The organism is Actinotignum urematis (assembly GCF_051264595.1).
GTDB classification, from domain to species: Bacteria; Actinomycetota; Actinomycetes; order Actinomycetales; family Actinomycetaceae; genus Actinotignum; species Actinotignum timonense_A.
Map to the genome: position 1 here is coordinate 237,247 of NZ_JBOZBG010000001.1, position 22,517 is coordinate 259,763.

The 22,517-nt window shown below is 63.8% G+C and carries 13 protein-coding genes; 1 reads left to right on the plus strand and 12 read right to left on the minus strand.

Annotated features, from left to right (window positions below):
• Nucleotides 1-191: 191 nt before the first annotated feature.
• A complete protein-coding gene (locus ACRQDJ_RS01075; RefSeq protein WP_101595133.1) occupies nt 192-1,268 on the plus strand; it encodes a cation diffusion facilitator family transporter in 1,077 nt (358 codons plus the stop codon).
• A gap of 62 nt (nt 1,269-1,330) precedes the next feature.
• On the opposite strand, the gene ffh is transcribed toward ACRQDJ_RS01075, so the two are convergent.
• From ffh to ACRQDJ_RS01135, 12 genes are all read right to left on the minus strand, one after another.
• Nucleotides 1,331-2,893 carry a signal recognition particle protein gene (ffh, locus tag ACRQDJ_RS01080; protein WP_087071003.1) on the minus strand — a complete coding sequence of 521 codons (1,563 nt, stop codon included), beginning with the start codon at nt 2,891-2,893 and terminating at the stop codon, nt 1,331-1,333.
• A 205-nt stretch (nt 2,894-3,098) separates the two neighbouring features.
• Nucleotides 3,099-4,289, minus strand: coding sequence for a signal recognition particle-docking protein FtsY (ftsY, locus tag ACRQDJ_RS01085; RefSeq protein ID WP_284904344.1), 1,191 nt, complete (start codon nt 4,287-4,289; stop codon nt 3,099-3,101).
• Nucleotides 4,290-4,335: 46 nt separating this feature from the next.
• A complete protein-coding gene (locus ACRQDJ_RS01090; RefSeq protein WP_284904346.1) occupies nt 4,336-4,878 on the minus strand; it encodes a hypothetical protein in 543 nt (180 codons plus the stop codon).
• Between the two features lie 84 nt (nt 4,879-4,962).
• Entirely contained in the window at nt 4,963-8,520 is a 3,558-nt protein-coding gene (gene smc, locus ACRQDJ_RS01095; protein ID WP_284904347.1) for a chromosome segregation protein SMC, read from the minus strand.
• 171 nt (nt 8,521-8,691) lie between these two features.
• Nucleotides 8,692-10,251, minus strand: a complete 1,560-nt coding sequence (locus ACRQDJ_RS01100) for an aspartate:alanine exchanger family transporter (protein ID WP_284904348.1) — start codon at nt 10,249-10,251, stop codon at nt 8,692-8,694.
• A gap of 138 nt (nt 10,252-10,389) precedes the next feature.
• Nucleotides 10,390-12,093, minus strand: a complete 1,704-nt coding sequence (locus tag ACRQDJ_RS01105; RefSeq protein WP_284904349.1) for a bifunctional folylpolyglutamate synthase/dihydrofolate synthase — start codon at nt 12,091-12,093, stop codon at nt 10,390-10,392.
• Nucleotides 12,094-12,219: 126 nt separating this feature from the next.
• On the minus strand, nt 12,220-13,659 hold the full coding sequence (gene uriT / locus ACRQDJ_RS01110) for a uridine transporter UriT (RefSeq protein WP_301574946.1): 1,440 nt from the start codon (nt 13,657-13,659) through the stop codon (nt 12,220-12,222).
• Nucleotides 13,660-13,754: 95 nt separating this feature from the next.
• Nucleotides 13,755-14,723: a uridine-preferring nucleoside hydrolase UriH gene (gene uriH / locus ACRQDJ_RS01115; RefSeq protein WP_026428515.1), complete on the minus strand. Its 969-nt coding sequence runs from the start codon at nt 14,721-14,723 to the stop codon at nt 13,755-13,757.
• Nucleotides 14,724-14,971: 248 nt separating this feature from the next.
• Nucleotides 14,972-16,342, minus strand: coding sequence for a branched-chain amino acid transport system II carrier protein (gene brnQ, locus ACRQDJ_RS01120; protein WP_284904353.1), 1,371 nt, complete (start codon nt 16,340-16,342; stop codon nt 14,972-14,974).
• Nucleotides 16,343-16,482: 140 nt separating this feature from the next.
• Nucleotides 16,483-19,710: an isoleucine--tRNA ligase gene (ileS, locus tag ACRQDJ_RS01125; RefSeq protein ID WP_284904406.1), complete on the minus strand. Its 3,228-nt coding sequence runs from the start codon at nt 19,708-19,710 to the stop codon at nt 16,483-16,485.
• Between the two features lie 265 nt (nt 19,711-19,975).
• Complete coding sequence (locus ACRQDJ_RS01130) at nt 19,976-22,015, minus strand: alpha/beta hydrolase (protein ID WP_435717717.1); 2,040 nt, start codon at nt 22,013-22,015, stop codon at nt 19,976-19,978.
• Entirely contained in the window at nt 22,012-22,353 is a 342-nt protein-coding gene (locus ACRQDJ_RS01135) for a hypothetical protein (protein ID WP_284904355.1), read from the minus strand. Before ACRQDJ_RS01135 ends, ACRQDJ_RS01130 begins: the two co-directional genes overlap by 4 nt.
• Nucleotides 22,354-22,517: the final 164 nt, after the last annotated feature.

Consider the following 22,517-nt stretch of genomic DNA (forward strand, 5'->3'; position numbering starts at 1 on the left):
AGTACATCTAGCTATTCTGCCAGAATTTCCCGGCGGAGGGAACCGGCAATGTGCGGACGTTCGGTGAGATCACTTACGCCGCCACGACGGGGCGATGCCGCTATAGCCGCGGTTCGAGCCCACCGTCTCACCATCGCTCCATCCCACCGTCCCACCGTTTCAACCTGACAAGCCCCACGGTGCCTGGCAAGATGGGAGGCGTGAATACCACCGTCTCTCCTGCCGCCGCGCCTGCGGGCACCGTCGCCGCCGTGGACTCCCCCGCCACCGCAGCCGCTCCTACCTCAAAACTGGTGCGCTATGCCTGGCTCTCCGTTGCGGCAGCCCTCATCACCATTGCGCTCAAAGCGGCCGGATACTGGCTCACGGGTTCGGTGGGTCTCCTCTCCGACGCCTCGGAATCGCTGGTCAATCTGGCAGCGGCTGTCGTTGCTGTGCTGGCTCTTTCCGCGGCTGCGAAACCCGCCAATGAGCGCTATACCTACGGGCGCTCGAAGGCTGAATATTTTTCTTCCGCCGTGGAAGGCGCGATGATTTTCGCGGCGGCCGGTTTTATTATTTTTTCCGCAGTTGATCGCATTATTCACCCCCAGCCGCTCTCGGACCTGGGATGGGGGCTGGGCATCGTGGCGCTCGCGTCACTGGTCAATGGGCTTGTCGGCGCCATCCTGCTGCGCGCCGGTGCGAAGCACCGTTCCCCCACCCTGCGCGCCGACGGCAAACATCTCCTGACCGACGTGATCACCTCCGCCGGGGTGATCGTGGGTGTGGGGCTGGTGGCGCTAACCGATCAGCCTCTTCTCGATCCCATCGTCGCTATCCTGGTCGCGGCCAATATCCTGCTCACCGGGGTAAAGCTGCTGCGTGAGTCGCTGGCGGGCCTCATGGACGCAGCCCTTCCCGACCCGGATACCGAAAAAATCGTAGCGATTCTCCGTTCGCATACCCGCCGCGAGGTGCGTTTCCACGGCCTGCAAACCCGGGTGGCGGGCCGTGAATCGTTTTGTAATTTTGATCTGCTGGTGCCCTCCACCTGGACGGTGCGCGAGGGCCACGAACTCGCCGAGGATATCGCGGAGGAATTACGCGCCGCCGTGCCCCACCTGCGTGCCCTCATCCACGTCGAGCCCTTGGAAGACCCGCGTTCCTACGAGGACATTCCGGAAGGTTACGTGCCGTTGGGCGGTATTTCTGATGCGGTGCCGGATATCGTGGTGGAGGCTTTAACCACGGGGAAGAACGACGACGCCGCTCCCTCCCAGAAATAACCACGTGGCCAAGAACAACGTAGCGGGCAAGATTCCTCCTGCCCGCTGCGCCGTCGTCGGCATTATTTAAGGAAGCGCTTGAGCTCTTCCATACTTGCCATATCGGGCCCCGCTTGAGCAGCGCCGGGAAGCTGAGCTCCCTTGCCGAAGGCCGAGCCCTGTTCGGCACGCTGCCGTGCCGCCGCTGCTTCGGCTTCCTGGCGGGCGCGTTTCGCCGGATTCCCCGAACGCCCCTTCTTGCCGCCCGAAACGTTCTTCTTCGCGCGTTTCTGTTTGCGTGAGCCCCCGCCAACGCCGGGCATGCCGGGCATTCCCGGCATCCCGCCCCCGCGACTCATCTGCGTCATCATTTTCGCAGCACCCTCAAAGCGCTGCACCAGCTGATTGACTTCCTGGACGGTGGTCCCCGAACCGCGAGCGATGCGCTGACGGCGCGAACCGTTGAGGATTTTCGGGGTACGGCGCTCGGCGGGCGTCATGGATTGGATAATGGCCTCCACGCGCCCCATCGAGGATTCATCCCACTGCTCGAGGGCTTCGCGGTACTGCCCCATTCCGGGCAGCATCCCCATGAGTTTCTTGAGGGAACCCATCCGCTTGATTTGATTCATTTGCACGAGGAAGTCATTGAGGTCGAAGGACCCCTCGCTCATTTTTTCCGAGAGTTCGCGCTGCTGTTCTTGCGTCCAGGTGGCTTCGGCCCGTTCGATAAGGGAGAGAATATCGCCCATATCGAGGATGCGGGAAGCCATGCGGTCGGCGTGGAAGCGTTCGAAATCTTCCAGTTTTTCACCGGTGGAGGCGAAGAGAATCGGTTTGCCGGTCACGCCGCGCACCGAGAGCGCCGCGCCGCCGCGGGTATCGCCATCGAGCTTGGTGATAACCACGCCGGTGAAGCCAACGCCATCTTGGAAGGCCTTCGCGGTGGCAACCGCGTCCTGGCCGATCATGGCATCGATAACGAAGAGTACTTCGTCGGGATTGACGGCGGCCCGGATATCGGCGGCCTGCTGCATGAGGACCTCGTCGATACCCAAACGCCCGGCGGTGTCCACCACGACGGCGCCGTAGCCGTTCGCGGCGGCGTAGTCCACGCCACTGGCGGCCACCTGGATGGGGTCACCCACCCCGTTACCGGGTTCGGGAGCCCATACATCCACCCCGGCGCGTTCGCCCACCACCTGGAGCTGTTGCACGGCGTTGGGGCGCTGCAAATCGGAGGCCACGAGAAGCGCCTTGCGGCCCCCGCGGGCGAACCAACGCCCGAGCTTACCAGCCAGCGTGGTTTTACCCGCGCCCTGGAGGCCGGCGAGCATGACCACGGTGGGCCGCCCCTGCGCAAAATTCAGTTCCCGAGTTTCCCCGCCGAGAATCTCGATGAGTTCGTCATTAACAATTTTGACGATCTGCTGGGACGGGTTGAGGGCCTGGGAGCGCACCGCACCGGTGGCTCGTTCGCGCACCGCGGCGGTGAACTCGCGCACCACGGGAAGCGCGACATCGGCGTCCAAGAGGGCACGCCGAATCTCGCTAATGGTGGTTTCTACATCCGCCTGGGTGAGAACACCCTTGGAGCGCAGATTCTTGAATGCACCGGAAATCCGGTCGGAAAGATTATTAAACACTGGCCAGCCTTCGCGTCAAAAACTCGTTCCATTGTAAAGCAGGGGGCGCGGGCGCGCATATTCGCCGCTGGTGCGGCGGCGTGCCCGCTGATGCGGAGGTATGGTGCGGCGGTAGAGCTACCCGCAAACGTGGCGCCGGGATACCAGCCCGCGCGTCTCTGCCCGCTCCTTGCCCCACGCTCCGCACTTCCCGTACTTCCCCCACTTAGTTCAGTAGGGAATCGACGAAATCTTCCGGGTCGAAGGGAGCCAGGTCGTCCGGCCCCTCCCCCAGGCCCACCAGTTTGACGGGCACGCCCAGTTCACGCTGCACCGAAATAACGATGCCGCCCTTGGCGGTGCCGTCCAGCTTGGTGAGCACAATACCGGTCAGCCCGGTGACCTCCGCGAAAACGCGGGCCTGCTGCATCCCGTTTTGCCCCGTGGTGGCATCCAGGACGAGAAGAACTTCATTGACCGGCGCGGTGCGTTCCATAACGCGCTTGATTTTTCCAAGTTCGTCCATAAGCCCGGCCTTATTTTGGAGGCGTCCAGCGGTATCCACAATCACTACGTCCACTCCGGCAGCATCGGCCTGCGCCACCGCATCGAAAGCGACGGAGGCCGGATCGGCACCTTCGCGATCCGAACGCACCACATCGACTCCCACGCGGTCGCCCCAGGTGACCAGCTGATCCGCTGCGGCCGCCCGGAAGGTATCAGCAGCCCCGAGCAGCACCGTGGTTCCCTGCGCGCGCAGCAGGCGCGCGAGCTTACCCACCGTGGTGGTTTTCCCGGTGCCGTTCACGCCCACCATAAGAACCGCCGCGGGATGCACCGCGCCGGAATCCGCTTCGCTGCGGGTGAGGTTGAGGGAGCGATCCATATCCGGACCCACGTGGCGCAGCAGTTCCTCACGCAAAATTTCGCGTACCCGCTGCGGGTCGCTGGTGCTTTCAATTTTCACCCGCGAGCGCAGGCCCTCCATGATCTCACTGGTAGCATCCAGCCCCACATCGGCCATGATGAGGGTATCTTCCAGTTCTTCCCAGTCGGCCGCGGAAAGATCCCCGCGCGAGAGAATCGCCAAAAGTGCCTGCCCGAAACCGCCCGAGCGAGCCAGCCGGGCCCGCAGGCGCTGCATCCGGGAGGGAATCGATTCGGGTTGTTCAACAGCCGGAACGGTAACAATAGCCGGGGTGGCATCGCTGGTGCTTTCACCGGGAGTTTCGCCGGGTGCTTCCGCATCGGTACCCTCCGCGGCTTCTGCCGCACCATCCCCTTCAAGAACTGGGGTATCCCGGCGTTCCAATTCCTCGCGCCGCTGGTTCTTTTTGACCAGGGAAATGACGAGGGGAACGAGGAGGAGGGCGGCAACGCCAGCGATGACAAGTGCAAGAACTACAGGATTATCCACCCCTCCAGTCTTGCAGAGGGGGACAAGTTTTTCCACCTAGAAGGTTTTAGGCGCTGCGCCGTTCGCGCTCGTCAGTATCCTCAGGCGCGAAACTTTCTGCGACGTCCGTGCCGTGGCTTTCTTCCGGTGCCTCCGCAGCAACGCCCACGACGTCCGCACCATCCACACCGTCCACGACTCCTGCGACGCCCGCGCCCTCCACTTCCGCGCGGTTTTCTTCTTCGGCGCTCACGGCGCGACGGCGCAGCGGCGGGGCGGGAATACGAGCCCGCAGTTTTTCACTGTTGCGGCGCACCGTTTCCGAGATTTCACGCTCCGTTTCCCGCGCGCGGTCAAAGTGCTCATCGAGGGTTTCGGAAGTGATATAAGCTTCGGATTCGTGCGCGAAAGCCTCGAACATATCGTCTACTGCCGTATCGTGGTGGACGATGTCATAGGTGTCCATATCCAGTTCATCAGAGCGCCACGCGTCAAAAGATTCCGCGACGGATGTTCCAGCGCTTTTCCCGGAATTCCGCGCAAAGGACAGGGCATACACCAGCGCTGCGGCAGCGATAATGATGGCGATAACAACGATGATAAGGGGCACGGTCTCATTATGAGAATTTTTGCGGCGGACGGCTACCTCCAACCCGCCCGCGAGCGGAATTGTTACCGAACTGCAACGTAAGTCTCATTGTTCGCGCAGCTCAGACATGCGCTGGGAAACCACGGTGGATACCCCGTCTTCGCGCATTGCCACCCCGTATAGCGCATCGGCAATTTCCATGGTGCGTTTCTGGTGGGTGATGACCAGGAGCTGGGAAGAGCGCTGCAATTCCCGGAAAATCTCGAGAAGGCGCCCCAGATTAACGTCATCAAGGGCGGCTTCCACCTCGTCCATCACATAGAACGGGGAGGGGCGAGCCATAAAGATCGCCACGAGGAAAGCAATAGCGGTGAGCGAGCGCTCCCCACCAGAAAGCAGGGACAGCCGCTTGACGCGTTTACCGGGCGGCCGCGCCTCAATTTCCACCCCGGTGGTCAGCACATTCTCCGGGTCGGTGATAATAAGGCGCCCTTCCCCACCCGGGAAAAGGCGAGCAAAAACCTGCTCAAAACGGGCGCTACTATCGCTAAGCGCGGCTTTCATAACGAGGGTGACTCGTTCATCAAGCTCCGCCACAATATCGAGAAGGTCGGCGCGGGTTTTCTTCAGGTCATCAAGTTGCTGGGCGAGGTACTTTTGACGTTCTTCCAGCGCGGCGTGTTCCTCCAGGGCGAGCGGGTTAATGGTGCCCAGCCTCGCGAGGGCACGCTGCGCCGTAGCCAGGCGCCGTTCCTGTTCGGCGCGAATGTAGGGCACCGCACCGTCCTCGGTGGGCACCTGGATATGCGGTCCGAATTCTTCGACGAGGGTAGTGCTATCGACGCCCAGGTCCTCGAGGGCACGGGTGGCTAGCTGCTCGTATTCCATGCGGGCACGGGCGGTCGCCAGTTCGCGGGCGTGGGTGGAATCTGCGAGCTCGCGTTCGCGGGTGCGTAGCTGATCGACGCGTTCGCGTAGGTGCGTGAGCTGCCCCTCGGCGCCGTGTTGTTCTTCTTCTACCCGACGACGCCGCTCGGCCACCTCGGCACGTAGGCTGCGCACGTGAGCCAAGGCGCGCACCGCCCCGGCTGCGACCTGCCCCGCCAGCACCGCGTGCTGGCCACGGATCTGGCGGGCGCGTTCTTCCCGCTCAATACGTTCGCGGGCCAGCCGGGCCCGGTTATCCAGGGCATCAGCCCGCCCGCTCAGGGCCCGGAAGCGTTCTTCGGCGGTGCGCAGCGCCAGCCGAGCCTCCGTTTCCTGTTTGCGGGCTCCCACGGCGGCCTCATGCGCGCTATCGCGCTGCTGAGAGAGCCGGGCAAGTTCGCCATCACCTGGAATATCGGCAGTATCTTCTTCAGGCTCCGCGAAGCTATCCAGCTCTGCTTGCCGGGCGGCGATATCTTCCCGCAAGGAGGCGGCGCGGGCGACGGTGCGCTCTTCATCGGCGCGCGCGGCGGAGAGGGCCTGGCGCAGGGCCCCCAATTGGGCGGTGGCGGCGGCCAGGTTAGAATCGCGCGCCGTCAGTTCACTCCCGGAAGCTTCGGCGCGGGCGCGGGCATCTTCTTCAGCGCTCTCCGCTTTCCGGAGCGCCGCGGCTGCCTCGTCGGCTGCGGTGGCGGCGGCATCAAGCTGCTCGGAGGCCTCCTGGTAGGCAGCTTGGCGGGCGAGGGTAGCAGCGGCGGTGGCCTCTCCCCCGGTAGCGGTGCACGCAGTGATAATGTCTCCGCTCCGTGTCACCGCACGGGGAGCCCCGGCACTCACGAGCTGACGGGCGGTCACAAGATCGGCAGTGAGGGCGGTGCCTGCCAGGAGCTGTGTGAGGAGGCCAGCTAGATCGCTGCCTGCCTGGGACCCGCTCACCACCGCCAGGGCATGAACTGCGGCATCCGGATCTGGGCGCACCGTTTCGAAAGCAGCATTGAGCGCAGCTTCGCGGGCGGCAGCTGCGGCGTCGTCGTTCTTCCCTCCCGTAATGGTGAGGGTAAGGCGCCCGGCTTGCGCCTGCGCGGCACCCCGCAAAATATCGACGGCGCTGTCCAGATTGTCCACCACCGCGCCGGATGCGGCGCCCATCAGCGCATTTTCCGCCGCGCTTTCCCATCCGCGTTCCACGTGGAGGTGGTCGCGCAACAGGGCCGCACCGTGCTCGATAGCCCAGGCAGTGGCATCTTCGGGTTCCAGCGAGAGCGCGAGAGTATCGACAATCGCTTGTAAGCGCGCCATTTCCTCGCGAGCACGCGCCTCGTTCGCACGGGCGTCTTCCACGGCGGCGCGGGCCGCGAGATGAGCCCGAGTATGTTCTTCGTGAGTGGTGGCGAGGGTATCGTCCCCGGCGGAGGTGGCAACGAGTTCTTCTTCGATAGCCGTAACCTGCACGCTGGTGGTTTGCACGCGCTGGCGCGCGGCCGCCACGTCCTTCTCTACGCGTTCAATTTCGGCTTGGAGTGCTTCGAGCCGAGAGCGCACCGCGGAAACTTTCCCGGCCCGGCGCGCGGCGTTCTCCCGCGCGTCAGCACGGGCACGGCTCGCCTGGTTATAGGCTCGCTCAGCGGCAGATTCCGCGGTTTCAGTTTCCTCACGCTGGGTAAGGACGGTGCGCAGGGCGTCCTGGGCCTCACGTACGCGCCCCTCCAGTTCTTCTTCTTCAGCGCGAGCCCGGACGGCGCGCGCCTGGAGCTCCTCGGGGTCGTCTTGCCCGCCCCGTGCCGGCATGGTGCTCAGGGTGCGTTCGCGTTCGCGCGCCAGTTCGTCCATGGCGCGGAATCGTTCCTCGAGGGAGGCGAGCCGCTCGGAGCTATCGCGCAACGCAGAGAGCTGGGGACTCAGGCGCGCATGGTGTTCTTCTGCCTCGGCGAGGGCGGCGCGGGCCTGGGTGAGGGCCGCTTGGTTTTCTTCACGTAGCTGGGCGGTGCGCTGGTCTTCGGCAGCCCCGGCTTCCAGCCGCGCCTGCGCCTGTGCTAGATCATCAGCGAGAAGGCGGGCCCGAGCGTCGCGCTCGGTGGCTTGGATAACCTGGGCACGGCGGGCGGCCTCCGCCTGTTTGGCGAGCGGTCCGAGCTGACGGCGCAGCTCCGCGGTGAGATCCTCCACCCGCGTGAACGAGCCCTTCATCGCTTCGAGTTTACGCAGAGTTTTTTCTTTGCGACGGCGGTGTTTGAGCACCCCGGCGGCTTCTTCAACGATATTGCGGCGCTCTTCGGGACTGGAGGTGAGAACTTCGTCGAGGCGGCCCTGCCCGATAATGACGTGCATTTCCCGCCCCATGCCGGTATCCGAGAGCAGTTCCTGGACATCGAGGAGGCGTGCCGGGGTGCCGTTAATGGCGTATTCGGAGCCGCCGGCGCGGAAGAGAGTACGGGTGATGGTCACTTCGGAATATTCGATGGGGAGCACGCCATCGGAATTATCGATGGTGAGGGAAACTTCCGCGCGTCCGAGCGCGGGACGACGCGAGGTGCCGGCGAAAATAACATCCGCCATGGAGCCACCCCGTAGAGTTTTCGCGCCCTGCTCGCCCATCACCCAGGCGAGGGCGTCCACCACGTTGGATTTCCCTGAACCATTAGGGCCGACCACCGCGTTAATTCCGGGTTCAAAGCGCACTGTGGTGGCGGTGGCAAAGGATTTGAATCCTCGCATGGTCAAGGTTTTTAAGTGCACGATTACAGATTATGCCAGACGGCACCACCGGTGGGACTCCGACGGGGCGTCGATACGGTGCTAAGGAGCACCGACGCCATTCGTGGCACGCCGCGGCTCGGCGACAGAAGCCGTTAACGGTGCAACGGTGCGCGGCTAAGGTGCGACGGTGCGCCGCACCGTTACGGGTTCCTAGAACATGAAGGGGACGACGACGATCTTATAAATGAGCGCAATCGCGAAGGTGGTGGCGTAGCCGGTCATCACTCGGTTATCGGTGGTGCGCGAGGTGGCGTAGGAGAGCACCGCCGGCTGGCCGAGCAGTCCGGCCACCGCACCCGAAGAACGGGTGGCGGAGGAACCGAGGATCCAGGCAGCCGCCATCATAACCCCGCATCCGACGATGCTCACCGCCGCGGCCAAGAGCAGCGATTTCAAGCCCACCATTGTGAAAACGGTGGAGGCAAAAGCAGAACCGGAGTTGAGGCCCACCGCCGCGAGGAAGAGCATGAGCCCGAACTGGCGCAGGGTGAGATTCGCGGGGCGCGGGAGCTGCCAGGGCACCCGACCGGTGCGGTGCACCGCTCCGAGGATCAGCCCCACCACGAGCGGGCCGCCGGCCGCACCCAGGGAGAAAGCCGCGCCACCCGGAAGCGGGATTTCCACTAGTCCAAGGGCGAAGCCGAGGGCAAGCCCGCCGGCTGCCGCTACCCAGTCCAGTTCCGAGGAACTGGAGACTGAATCGCCGAAGTATTCTTCGAGTTCCTCGACCCGTGAGGTAGGTAGGGCGACTTCTACCACGTCGCCCATTTCCAGGTAGGTTTCCGGGGTGGCCAGGATTTCATCATCGGCACGGCGAATCACCGTCACTCGAGCTTCGAAGCGGCGGTAAAGCGGGAGGGAACCCACCGTGAGGCCGGCAATATCTCGATTGGATACCGTGAAACGGTGCACCGTCAGATACGGATCGGTCAGGCGCCGATGACGCATGCGGCTACCCAGGCGTTCGATAGCTTCGGAAAGTGCGGCTCGGGAAGCAAAAATACGAACCCGGTCCCCCGGTTCCAGAGCCCGTTCCATATCGAGCACATGCCAGCGCCTATTGCGCCGCATGGCTACGAATCGCACCTGCTGGCCGGCAATATCCCGCATCTGCTCCGCGGAAATCTCCCGATCCACATATACGGTTGCTTGTTCCAATTCCACATCATCGGGGTCAAGCTGATCGTTACGTGCTTTCCATTCCCGGTTAATGAAAATAGCGACCATGACGATGGCGAGCGTGACCCCGACCGGATAACCAATGGAATAGCCCACGGCGGGGTTATCCGGGTCGGTCATTTCCTGGGCGAGCGCAAGCGAGGGAGTGGAGGTAAGCGAGCCGGCGAAAACACCCACGGCGGTACCACGGAGCAAACCGAGGAGCTCCCCCAGTCCCACCGCGGCTGCCGCCCCGGCCGTAATCGCAATAACCGAAGCGAGCATGAGGCCCAACTGTTTACGGATCTCCTGGAAGAAGGTTTCCCCGGCTTCCAAGCCGATCATATAAACGAAAATTCCCAGGCCCAGATCTTGCAGCAGCACAAGGAGCGAAGTGGAGGGCGGAACCACCGCGCCGACGAGCAAACCGATGAAAAGCGCCCCCGCTGCCCCAAATTTCAGGGGACCAAAAGGAATCGCCCCGAAGGCGGCACCGAGCGCCACCACGATGAAAACAACGAGAACGGTATTGCTGGCGAGAATATCGAGCACAGTGCCACCTCGGAGTTGAAGACTGGTAGATCGTTACCGATTCTACCAATTCAGCGCGCCGCGCCAGCACCTTAGTGCACCGCGCCATCGCCTTTGCGCACCGCGGCATCACGTCAGTGCCCCGTGCCGGCCCCGTCTTTACTCAGTGGGAGCTTCATCAGGAGTCCCTTTGCCCATGATCTGGCGCGCCATACCCGCCAGGTAGACCGAACCGAGGACCGCCACCACCGGCGTGGCGAGCTCCTCACCGGCCTCGGCCTCGGCCCATCCGGCAGCCTCGTCAATCGCGGCAAGCAGATCGCGTTCCACCCGCACCCGATCCTCCCCGAAGACCTCCCGCGCCAGCTCTGCCAGTTCCTCGGCGTCCATCGCCCGCTCACCGGGCATATCGGTGACCACAACGGCATCCAGTACCGGCTCGAACTGCCCGAGAGTTCCTTCCACGTCCTTATCTGCCATCATGGCGAGCACCCCAACACGCCGGCCGGGATAGTACTCTTCCAGCGCGGCGGCGGTATGCGCCGCACCGTGGGGGTTGTGGGCCGCGTCCACGAGGACGGTGGGCGAAGTGCGCACCACTTCGAGACGTCCGGGCGAGGTCACGGCCATCAGAGCATGTTCGACGACGTCACCGGAAAGCGCGCGCCCGCCGAAGAATGCTTCAACCGCCGTGAGTGCGAGGGCCGCGTTCTCCGCCTGGTAGGAGCCGCGCAGCGCGAGGGGAATATCGTCGTAGCGAGCCGCGGGGGTACGCACCGTCATAAGCTGACCGCCTACCGCTGTCTCCCGCCCAAGCACCTCGATATCTTTCCCGTAAACGGATACGTGGGCGCGAGCCTGGTGGGCTGCCTGAGCGATAGCCGCAGCGGCGTCCTCGGGTTGGGCGGCGCTCACCACGCTGGCTCCGGGCTTAATAATCCCTACTTTCTCCCCGGCGATCTGCGCGATGGTGTGCCCGAGCCAGCGTTCGTGGTCCAGGGCTATGGGGGTGAGGACGGCGACGTCGCCGTCGATCACATTGGTGGCATCCCACCGTCCCCCCATACCAACTTCGACCACGGCCACATCGATGGGTGCGGCCGCGAAAGCTACGTAGGCCATGACCACGAAAACTTCGAAGAAGCTCATGCGCGGCCCGCCCTCCGCTTGGGAACGCTGATCCACGAGCTCAACGAAAGGCGCGACATCTTCCCAGGCCTGAATGAAATCCGCCCGGGAAATGTTATGCCCGTCGATGGCGATGCGTTCGCGTACCGAGACCAGGTGCGGGGAGGTAAAGCGCCCGGTGCGTAGGCCATGCTCGCGCAGCAGTGCTTCGATCATGCGCACCGTCGAGGTTTTTCCGTTGGTGCCCGTCACGTGCACGCACCGGTAGGAATGGTGCGGGTTGCCAAGTAAATCCAAGCACATCTGGACGCGTTCAAGGGAAGGCTGCACCTTGTGTTCAGGAGCGCGGGTGAGGATATCGCGGTAGATGTCCTCCACTCGGTCTTCCTCCGCGGTGGTATCCGCTAGCTCGATAATGGGATCGGGTGATTCTTTGACCTCCCGGATAACGGCTTCGTCCCCAAAAAGCCCGGAGCTGAGGACCTCGGTGAGTGCCGCATCAAGTTCGGCTTCCCGCGCCGCCTCCGGATCCAGCGCTTCTTTCGGATCACGGGGATCCTCCAGATCCCGTGCACCTTCCGGATCACGGGGCTCCTCCGCATCGGGAGCCTCAGATGTTCCCCCCGGGCCAAAGTCCCCGGCATGCTCCAGTTCCCCCTCGCAATAGTTCTGTGCGTCGTCGTACCCCGCACCGTTGTGGCCGGTGCCGTCGTGCTTCGCGTTATTCGTCCCCATACCTGCCCTTTCCACGGCACACCAGCATATACCACGGGGCCCACGGTGCGACTGGCGCTGCCAGCCCCGTGGGCCCCGTTCCCGGTCGTCTACCGGTGCCCGAGCAGATCCTCAGGCGACATATGTTTAGGACGCAGATTCCTCGGCGTTCTCCACCGAGGGGATGAGGGTGGAAAGCAGGAGCGCGATGATCACGAGGACCGCGCCCACCGCGATTCCGGCCTGGTACCCGCCCACCACATTCTCGGTGCCGCCCACGGCGGTAGCCACGGCGGTCAGGATCGCGAAGGAGAGCCCGGCACCCAGGTTGAAAGCGCCGGCATTCATGCCCGGCAGGTAACCCTGGTTATCGGCCGGGGAAAGCACAACGCCCAAGCCGTTGAGCATGATATTGACGGTGCCGGCGTAGGTGATACCGATGGCCACGCACAGGAAGAAGATAAGCGACTTCGAGGATGCCCCAACACCGAAGACCGCGATACCGAGGAAAATGACCGTGGAGAGCAGCCCCGCCTGGAGCACCTTCTTGTAGCCGAAGCGTGAAGCGAGCTGCCCGGCAATCGGGCCCATAATGAGGCCGGCGATAGCGTAGGGCGTCAGCGTCACGAAGGATACTGTTTCTGCCGGGAGCTCCAGGCCACCGGCGCTGGCTTCCAGCTGCGCGAGGTTCGGGATGAGGCCGTTCATGACCGCGAATACCCCCGTCATGGTGAAGAGGGTGGTGGATAGCAGCGCCCAGGTGCGCCGTTGCTTGAGGTAGCGAGTGGCCACCAGCGGGTGGGCGCGCGAAGATTCGATCTTCCAGAAAATCACCGCGGATACGGCCGCTACCAGGATTTCCACACCGATGAGCCACCAGCGCGCATCCCCGAGCTTGCCCAATTCGTTGAAGGCGAAGTAGACGCAGCCGAAAACGATGAGCAGTGCGATAACGCCGGGCCAGTCCATCGGGGTGCGGTCACCCTGCGATTCGCGGGTTCCGAACATCGACGCCACGAAAGCGATGGCGCACACAACCGCCATGCACGCGAAAACGGAGCGGAAGCCCCAGTTACCGGCGAGCCAACCGCCCAGCAGGGCGTCCACCCCGGCGATACCGCCGTTGACGGAGGTCAAGATCGCCATGTACTTGGCGTAACGGCGCGGCTCGGGTACTTCCTGGTGCAGCATGACGAGAGTGAGGGGCACCATCGGCCCCGCCGTCCCCTGAATCACGCGCCCGATACCGAGGATGGTGACATTGGGCGCCAGTGCGGAAACCACGCATCCGATCCCGGTGGCCAGGAGCATGCCCAACAGAATCTTCTTGCGCCCGATCAGGTCACCCCAGCGCGGCAGGAAGAGGGAGAAGAGCGCGGCGGAGGCGAAGAACGCCGTTTGGGTCACGCCGATTTCCACGTCAGTCGCGTTCAGTTCCACGCTCATGGTGTGCAGCGCTGGGGAGAGCATGGAGGCGTTGAGCTGGAAAGCGAAGACCGCGCACAGTAGCGCGGCCATCAGCACGATAATATTCGTGCGCGAACCGGATTGCGCCTGGCCGGCACGCGCGGGAACGGAAGATGCCATAGTTTTTTCTTTCTCACCGGGGAGGACGACGCCGCACCGTGGCAGCGCCGTCCTCCGTTCATAAAGGTTGGGTTGGACGGGGCTTAGCCCCGTGATTAGCCCAGGTAGTGGTGTTCGCCCACGCGCTCCAGCGCATCGGCGATGAGATCCCAGAAACGCCCGTGATCGAGCCGGGTCGCAGCCCAGGTGTGGCAATCTTCGGGAATGGGGCCGCGGAAATCAGCCACCGTCATCCCCACGGTGAGGGTGCCGGTGAGTTCCACATCGATGGGCACCTGCACCGTTTCCACGATGGTCGGGTCGATAAGGTAGGCCACGGCGCACGGATCGTGGACCGGCGGGTAATCGAAGCCCTGCGCGTCCTGGTAGGAGGCACGGAAGAAGTCCATGAGTTCGTGGACGAAGCGGGCCGGCTGGGTGCCCACCGCGTCAATCTTCGCGTAGGCTTCCGGGGTGCAGAGGGCCTGGTGGGTAAGATCCAGGCCAACCATGACCACCTTCCACGGCTCGTTGAAAACGATATGCGCCGCTTCCGGGTCGATCTTGATGTTGAATTCGGCCACCGCGGACCAGTTTCCAACGTGGTAGCCCCCACCCATGAGAACCACCTGCTTGACGCGCTCGGCCAGGCGCGGTTCCTTGCGTACCGCGAGCGCGATATTGGTGAGCGGGCCGGTGGGGACAAGGGTGACGGTACCCGGTTCGTGCGCCATAACAGTGTCAATAATGAGATCGACGGCGTGCCGGGAATCAAGCTCGATAGCCGGGGTAGGTAATTCTGTGCCGTCCAGACCGGTATCACCGTGAATATCGGGGGCGACTTCCACCGGGCGTACCAGCGGGCGGTCGCATCCGGCCGCGAAAGGCACTCCCGTCATTTTCATAACGGTGCCCACGGCGAGGGCATTATTCGTAACTTTCTTTAGCGTTTGGTTGCCGCCCACCGTGGTGACGGCAAGCAGATCAATCTGCGGATTTGCCCACGCCAGCAGCATCGCAACGGCGTCGTCATGACCGGGATCGCAATCCAAAATGATTTTTTCCGGGGTGTGCTGTGTTGCCATGTTTCTCTCCACATCCTTGGGGAACTCCCGCGGAGTTCTACGTGCTTTCATTAAAACATAGAAAGAACGGTTTCACCGCGAGCGTTCACCGGCGCCCCGTAGGCACCCTCGGGAGCACCACTGGCTTCCCGGCACGTGCAGATAGGCTCCCCGCCGCACCGTAAGCCGCCTACCGGAGCATCGTCAGGAGATACTGGCGCCTCACGACAACCCCGTTTCAGGATACTGGCGCCCCGCAACACCCCGTCTCAGGATACTGGCGCCTCCGTCGGCGCCGCCGTGCCCCGCACCAGTGCCGGCGGGAACAACCGCCCCTGGATCCCGTCCGCTGCCAGACCGAACACGAAGCCAAGGAGCGCCGGCCCGGCCCAGGCCAAGCCTTCTTCCCCGAGCGGCACTATCGCCAGAAGCTCACCCACGGGGGCGAAAATATCCCATTCGGTCACAACCAAGCCGTCCAGGAGAGCGAAAGGCGCCGCGATCCAGGCGGAAGCCCGGTAGGACCAGTGGAGGCGTCCGGGAACCGCAAGATCAACAAGCGTCACGAAAATAAGCACAATCGCGATGGGATAAATAAAGCGGTTGATCGGGTTAATGAAATTGAGGATTCCTTCCAGCCCCAGCGTGGACATGGCAAAAGCGAACATTCCCTGCCCGATGAGGAGGGGGCGGTAGGCCAGGCCCGGAAGGTAGCTGCGGTAGAACTGGGTGGCGGCGCCCAGCAGGCCAATCGCTGTGGTCAAACACGCCAGGATGGTGATGGCACCGAAAATGAGCTGACCGCCCCGCCCGAAGAAACGCTCGGAGACGGCGGCTAAAGCATCCGCACCGTTGGCGAAGCCTTCGGTGGCCACCCGCACCCCGATCTGGGAGAGCCCCAGGTAGATCGCGGCGAGGATAAGGGCTGCGATGAGGGCTACTCCCGCCGCTCCCCCGAAGAGCGCCCCGCGGGAGGCGAATCCCTTGGCTCGCAACGATGACACAATCACCAGCCCGAAGACGAAGGCCGCCAGCGCGTCCATCGTCATATACCCGCTCAGCAGCCCGCCGGTGAGCGCATTGGGCGCATACGGTGCTTGCGGGAGCGAAACCTGGGGCGGCAGGTTGAACACCACCACCGTAATAAGAATCGCCATGAGGATCACGAGAGCGGGGGTGAGGATACCTCCTACTCGGTCCACCATTTTGCCCGGGTTGAGGGCCACGAGCACGGCCACCACGAAGAACACAGCGGAGAAAACGAGGAGGGCGGGGCGGGCTGCGGCGTCGTCGTGCATCACGGGGCGGACCGCAACCTCGAAACTCACCGCAGCCACTCGCGGCACCGCGTACAAAACGCCGGTGGTAATAAAAATCGCCCACAGCAGCGCGTGACCGGGGATACGGCCGATACGGGTCGCAATATCTTGCGGGGTGCCGTCGCGGCTGGAGGTGGCGGCGATGAGGCCAATGGCGGGGAGAATCACCCCGGTGCCGATAAACCCGGCGATGGCCAGCGGGGTATTCGTGCCGGCTTGAATGCCGAGCATGACCGGGAAAATAAGATTTCCCGCCCCGAAGAACATGGCGAAGAGCGCCAAGCCGGTCACAGCGAGCGTGAGGACCCGCGAGTTTTTCATCCCTGAACCTTCGTGTGGATTGTGAGAACGGTGCCGGGCCGCGGCGGAGACTATGGTGATCCACCGCGGCCCATGCAAGGCACCCTACTCTAGAGGATCACGGCGCGCCGTTACAGAGCGCGCCGTGTGATACCGCGTTTTTAGTGCGCGACTTTCGTCACCTCGATGCCGAGCGGTGCGCCCGCAGCGCCCGCAGCGCCGTCCGCGCCCGCCGTCACCTGTGCCTCCACCGCGAGGGTTTCCTCCTGGATGAAGGGCAGGTAGCGGGTAACCGCATCGACGCGCTCGGCGGGCACCGTGAGCTTAAGGGAGATCCGGTCGGCCACGTGCAGCTGCGCGTTCTTGCGTTCGTCCTGCACGGCGCGCACGACGTCGCGGGCGTAACCTTCGGCTTCCAGTTCCTCGTCCACCTCGGTATCCAAGGCGATGAAGGACCCGGAATCGAGCGCCGCGGCCACTGAACCCGGGTCGGCTTCCACCGATACGGTGATCTCAAACTGACCGGGCGCCAGGCGTACCTCCGGGTCGGTATGCAGCACCGCGTCCGCACCGTCCTCGCTCCAGTTCCCGGCCTTGGCGGCCTGGAACAGCGCGGAGGTCATCTTGCGCAGCTGGGGATCCAGTTCGCGCGGGAGGACCTTGAGGTCGCGGCTCACCTTCATCCCCGATTGCGCCACGTCCTTGAGTTCAACATTCTTGACGTTCACTTCCAGGGCGATGAGATCGGTGAAGGGGGCCAGGTCACGGTCGGTGACGATGGTGAGGGTGCGCAGCGGTTGGCGCACACGCAACTGGTGGGTTTTGCGCAGCGAGTGCGCGGCGGAGACGACGGCGCGCGCCTCGTCCATCGCTTCGCGCAGCGCATCGTCCTTCCAGGAATCAGGCAGTTCAGGCCAGTCTTCCAGGTGGACGGAGCGCCCGCCGGTCAGCCCCTTCCAGATTTCTTCGGTCACGAGCGGCGCGAGGGGCGCCATAACCCGCATGAGCACTTCGAGAGCCGTGTAGAGCGTATCGAAGGCGGCGTGGTCCTCATTCCAGAAGCGATCCCGGGAGGTGCGCACGTACCAGTTGGTCAGCACGTCCAGGAAGCCGCGCACCCGGTCGCAGGCGGCCGGAATATCGTAGTTATCCAGGTCGGTGCGCACCTTATCGGCCAGGTCCTTAATGCTGGCCAGCAGGTAGCGGTCCATCACATCCAGACCGGAGGGGTCACTCACCGGCTGGGCGCGGTACCCCTCCCCCTTCGAGCACGTCGAGGCGTAAAGCGCGAAGAAGTAGTAGGCATTCCACAGCGGCAGCAGCACCTGGCGCACCGTATCGCGCAGCGCGCGTTCGGTCACGATGAGGTTCCCGCCGCGCACAATCGGCGAATTCATGAGGAAGAAACGCATCGCATCCGCGCCGACCTCATCGAACATTTCGTAAACATCCGGGTAGTTGCGCAACGATTTCGACATCTTCTGGCCGTCATCACCCAGCACGATGCCGTGGGAGATACAGGTGCGGAAGGCCGGGCGGTCAAAGAGCGCGGTGGCCAACACGTGGAGGGTGTAGAACCACCCGCGGGTCTGGCCGATGTACTCGACGATGAAGTCCCCCGGGTAGTGGTCCTCGAACCAGTCCTTATTTTCGAAGGGGTAGTGGACCTGGGCGTAGGGCATGGAGCCGGATTCGAACCAGCAGTCCAAAACATCGGTAATGCGCCGCATGGTGGACTTGCCAGTGGGATCGTCCGGGTTGGGGCGGGTCAGCTCATCGATATAGGGGCGGTGGAGATCCACCTCGCCCTTCTCGTTGCGCGGCAGGCGCCCGAAATCACGCTCAAGTGCTTCCAGGGAACCGTACACATCTTCGCGTGGATAGTTGGGGTCATCGGAGCGCCACACCGGGATGGGGCTGCCCCAGAAGCGGTTGCGGGAAATGGACCAGTCGCGCGCTCCGGCCAGCCAGTTGCCGAATTGGCCGTGCTTGATATGCGCCGGGGTCCATTCGATCTGTTCGTTGAGCTCGACCATGCGATCCCGGAAGGCACTTACCCGCACGAACCACGAAGAGACCGCCTTGTAGATGAGCGGTTTGCGGCAGCGCCAGCAATGCGGGTAGGAGTGCAGGTAGGAGCGTTCTTGGACCAGCACGGCGCGCTCGTTTTCCGGGCGGCGTGCCAGCGGCCCGGTTCCCTCGCGCAGATCGCGGGTGATGGGCAGATTGGCATCAAAAACCTGGGTGCCTTCGTAATCGGGCACCTCGGAGGTGAAACGCCCGGCACCGTCCACCGGCACCACGGGGCGGATGCCCACTTCCTGGCAGGCGAACATATCGTCTTCACCGAAGGCGGGGGCGATATGAACTAGCCCGGTACCGTCTTCGGTGGTCACGAAGTTCCCGGCAATAACGTGGTAAGCATGCGGGCCGGGGGCTTCGTCCGCCGCCCGGTTCATGAAGTAATCGAAAATCGGGGCGTAGGCGCGGCCCACCAGCTGCGAGCCGGGGAAGCGATCCACGACTTCCGGATCTTCACCCAGTTCCTTCGCGTAGGATTCCAGGCGCGCGGCGGAAATAACCACCCGCTCGCCTTCCAGCTTGCCTTCGCGCGGAACCACGGTGAGGTACTCAATATCCGGGCCCACCGCGATCGCCAAATTGGAGGGGAGCGTCCAGGGCGTCGTCGTCCAAATAAGGGCAAGTTCGCCGGTTTCCAGGCGCAGCCCCACGGTCAAGCTGAGGTCCTGGCGGTCCTTGTAGACGTCGTCATCCATCTTCAATTCGTGATTGGATAGCGGCGTTTCGTCATTCCAGCAGTAGGGCAGCACCCGGTAGCCGTCATAGGCCAAGCCCTTGTCGTACAGGGTCTTGAAGGCCCACAGCACCGATTCCATGTAGGTGGTGTCCAGGGTCTTGTAATCGTGGGAAAAATCGACCCAGCGCGCCTGGCGGGTCACATATTCTTCCCATTCCTTGGTGTAGCGCAGCACCGAGGAGCGGCAGGCCTCGTTGAAGGTGGCGATGCCCATATCCTCGATCTCATCGGTGGAATCAATCCCGAGGATACGCTGGGCTTCCAGTTCGGCCGGCAGGCCGTGGGTGTCCCACCCAAAGCGGCGCTCGACCCGGCGCCCCCGCATGGTCTGGTAGCGCCCCACCACGTCCTTGACGTAACCGGTGAGAAGGTGACCGTAATGGGGCAGGCCGTTGGCGAACGGCGGGCCGTCGTAGAAAACGAATTCATTGGAGCCGTGCGGCCCGGATTCACGCTGCTCAACGGAGGACTGGAACGTATTGTCTTTCTTCCAGAAAGCGAGGGTGCCTTCTTCCATCTTCGGGAAGTTCGGGGAGGCGGGCACGCCGCCCTCGCGATGAAGCGGATACATATCCACGCGGTGTCTCCTCGTGTCTCAAACCTATTCGGAATGAGGACGACGCCGGATATCCGGTACCGCGGTACCACCTCATTTGCTACTCGCCGCACGCGTGGTACGGCGGGTAACCGCTTCATTAGGACGCTGACGGATCCACCCGCTCGGTTCTACTGGGCTGCGGGGCAGGGCCGCGCGGCTGTTCTTCCGAGAGCTCACCGGTGATTGCCGGGTCATAGCCAACGCCGCTCATTGTAGCCCTTCCGCGCGCGGGGCGCATCTAGCTTCCGGGTGGCGGGCGGACCGGTGGGGATGGGTGCGACGGCGCAGCTCCGGCGGGTGGTTCGCGGGGCGGCGCAAGCGTGGCGGGCGGCGCCCCGGGCCCCGTGGCAGGCTCCGTGGTGATGCGCGCCAATTCGCGCATCTGCGGGGAATCCGCGTTTTCCAAATATTCCGAATGCTGGGAGAAGAAACCGCCGCGCCCGGAGAAATGATGCGCGGTGAAATCCGGGTCCTGGCGCGGATTGAAGCCGAGCGCGTCGGTATGCCCGCCCGACACCGCTCCCCCGCCCAGCGCATTGACCACGTTAATAATGTCTTTCTTATTGGAAAGGACATGATTGGAGGCGGCGCTTCCGGCCCCGTGCGCCCCGGTATTCATATCCCATCCTTCGGCCACAACCCCGGGTGTTCCGTACACCACAAGGGTATCGACGACGCCGTGCCTAGCCTGCTCCGCGGCCGCTGAGGCCGTCACCGAACCGTAGGAATGCCCCAGCAGATTGATACGCGGGCAATCTTCCCCGCGGACCTGGGCAATTCCCTCCGCGAAGCGCGCGAGGCTGGCCGCGCCTTCCCGGGCCCGCGCTGGGGTGTAGAGAGAGGAATCCAGCGCACTTTGCGGGGCGGCGTAATCAAACCAGGTCACCACCGCCGGGCTTCCCGTTTCCCCGCGAGCGGTGAGAATTTCCTGCTGGAGGGTAGCCAAGCGGCCGGCTGCTTCCATATGGGAATCGAGGGAATTCACCACATTGGTGGTCATCCCACCTACCTCAATGGTGATAGACGAGGCAGTATCCACATTCCCTTGAGATAGGGCCACCTGGATGGTGCGCAATTCTGCACCGGTTCCGGTACGGGCTCGGTTCGGCCCGCGGTACACGAGGAGTTGGCGTGGCTGGCCGGACTGGGCGGACTGTGCGGGGCCTGCCAGCGGGGAGGAACGCGGCGCGGGTGAGTGCGCCGGAGCTGCGCGCCCCGCGGACAGTCGCGCGGCGGACGAGTGCGCCGCGGATGATCGCCCCGTGGTTCGCGATGAGTACAGCTTTGAATCACGGGGCGAAGCGGACCGAACCGGGGCCGCGGAGATATGCTCGCGCCAATTGCGATCCAGGCAGCGCTGGGTGCGGATCATGGCGTAAGCAGCCAGGTTGGCGGTTATGGTGGCGTAACGCAGCTGGGCCGCACCAAGCTGTGCGGTGCGAATCTCCCGATCAGTTTTCCCTAAATTACCCTCAAGATCCGCCCGGGCGCTGGCGATCTCCGCGGAGAGCTCGGCCAGGATCGGATCGTAGTAGGCGCGGGCCATCTCTTCGTCATGGCGGGCAACGGCAATATTGGCGCGGTCCCGCACCGCATAGGGTATTCCGTCTAAATTTCCCAGATCCTGGGGGTAATGCGCGAGCACATAAGAGCGCTCGGCATCGCCCAGGGATGCCCACCAGGCCTGCACATAGGCCGCACTTTTCCCGACCGGCACCCGCCCGACCGAATGGTAGTGGTTGGTGCGAGCGTCCGGGGCTATCTGCCCGGCTGCCAGCTGGGTAAAAACCGTGTCCAGATAGCTGAGGGTATTATCGGCCGACCCGTAGGCTGCCTCTACCTCCGCCCTAATCCGGACCGCTACCTGGCGGCGTTCCCAATCCACTACCCCGGTGGCATCCGCGCCATCGAGCGGATCGACAACCTCACCGGTGGGGGTGATCTCCATTCCGGAAGCCGCCGCCCGGGAAAGGGCTTCGCTCACGGCCGTTTGGGTGCGGGTGATTTTATGCTGGGCCTCCCCGAGAGCCTGGATGAGGTGGTCGATATGGTCGGTGTGCGCGGCGGCGCGCGCGGCCAGGGCCCGCACATCGGAGAGGAAGGCACGCGCCCCGTAACCTTCCCACTCCCCCGCCAAGGAGCGCGCGGCTAGCTGGCGCAGCTGCCAGCTGGCTTCTTCACAGCGCCGGCGTACGGCCGCCACCTCACCGAGGACCGCTCCGAGCAGGGCCCCGTTCCAGCTGCATAGTTGCCCCCACGTCACCCTGAGATCTTTCATCTTCCAACCCCCGCGATATCCAAACCAGAAATATTCGTGCCCGCAATATCCAGGGCAGAAATATCCGCGCCTGCCCCGCCGTCTGCCTCCTGGTAGATGCGCCAGGCCAGGGCGAGGGAGGCAGCTAGCTCATCGGCTCGGGCCGCGATATCGCGGGTACGCCTATCCAGGGCCGCGCATCCCGCGCTCACGCTGGCCGGCGGCGGGGTGCCAGCCAATGCCGCCGCTACCGCTCCTGGCACGGTATCCACCCGCAGCGGGGCCAGCGCGGCACTCACGTCCGCGAGCGCGGCGCGCAGCTCCGCCGTTGCAGATTCCGTGATAAGAACACCATCCACCGTGACCTCCCCTTGTTCGCTCCTGTTTCCTTCGCGCTGGCTACGTTTGACTTCTGTGCGCTGGCGCCGCTTACTTTCGTTGAACTGGCGTCGCTTGTTTTCTGGGCGCCGGCTCCTCCTGCCAAGCGCTTGAGCCGATGGTGTCAGGCAGGGAAAGATCCGTC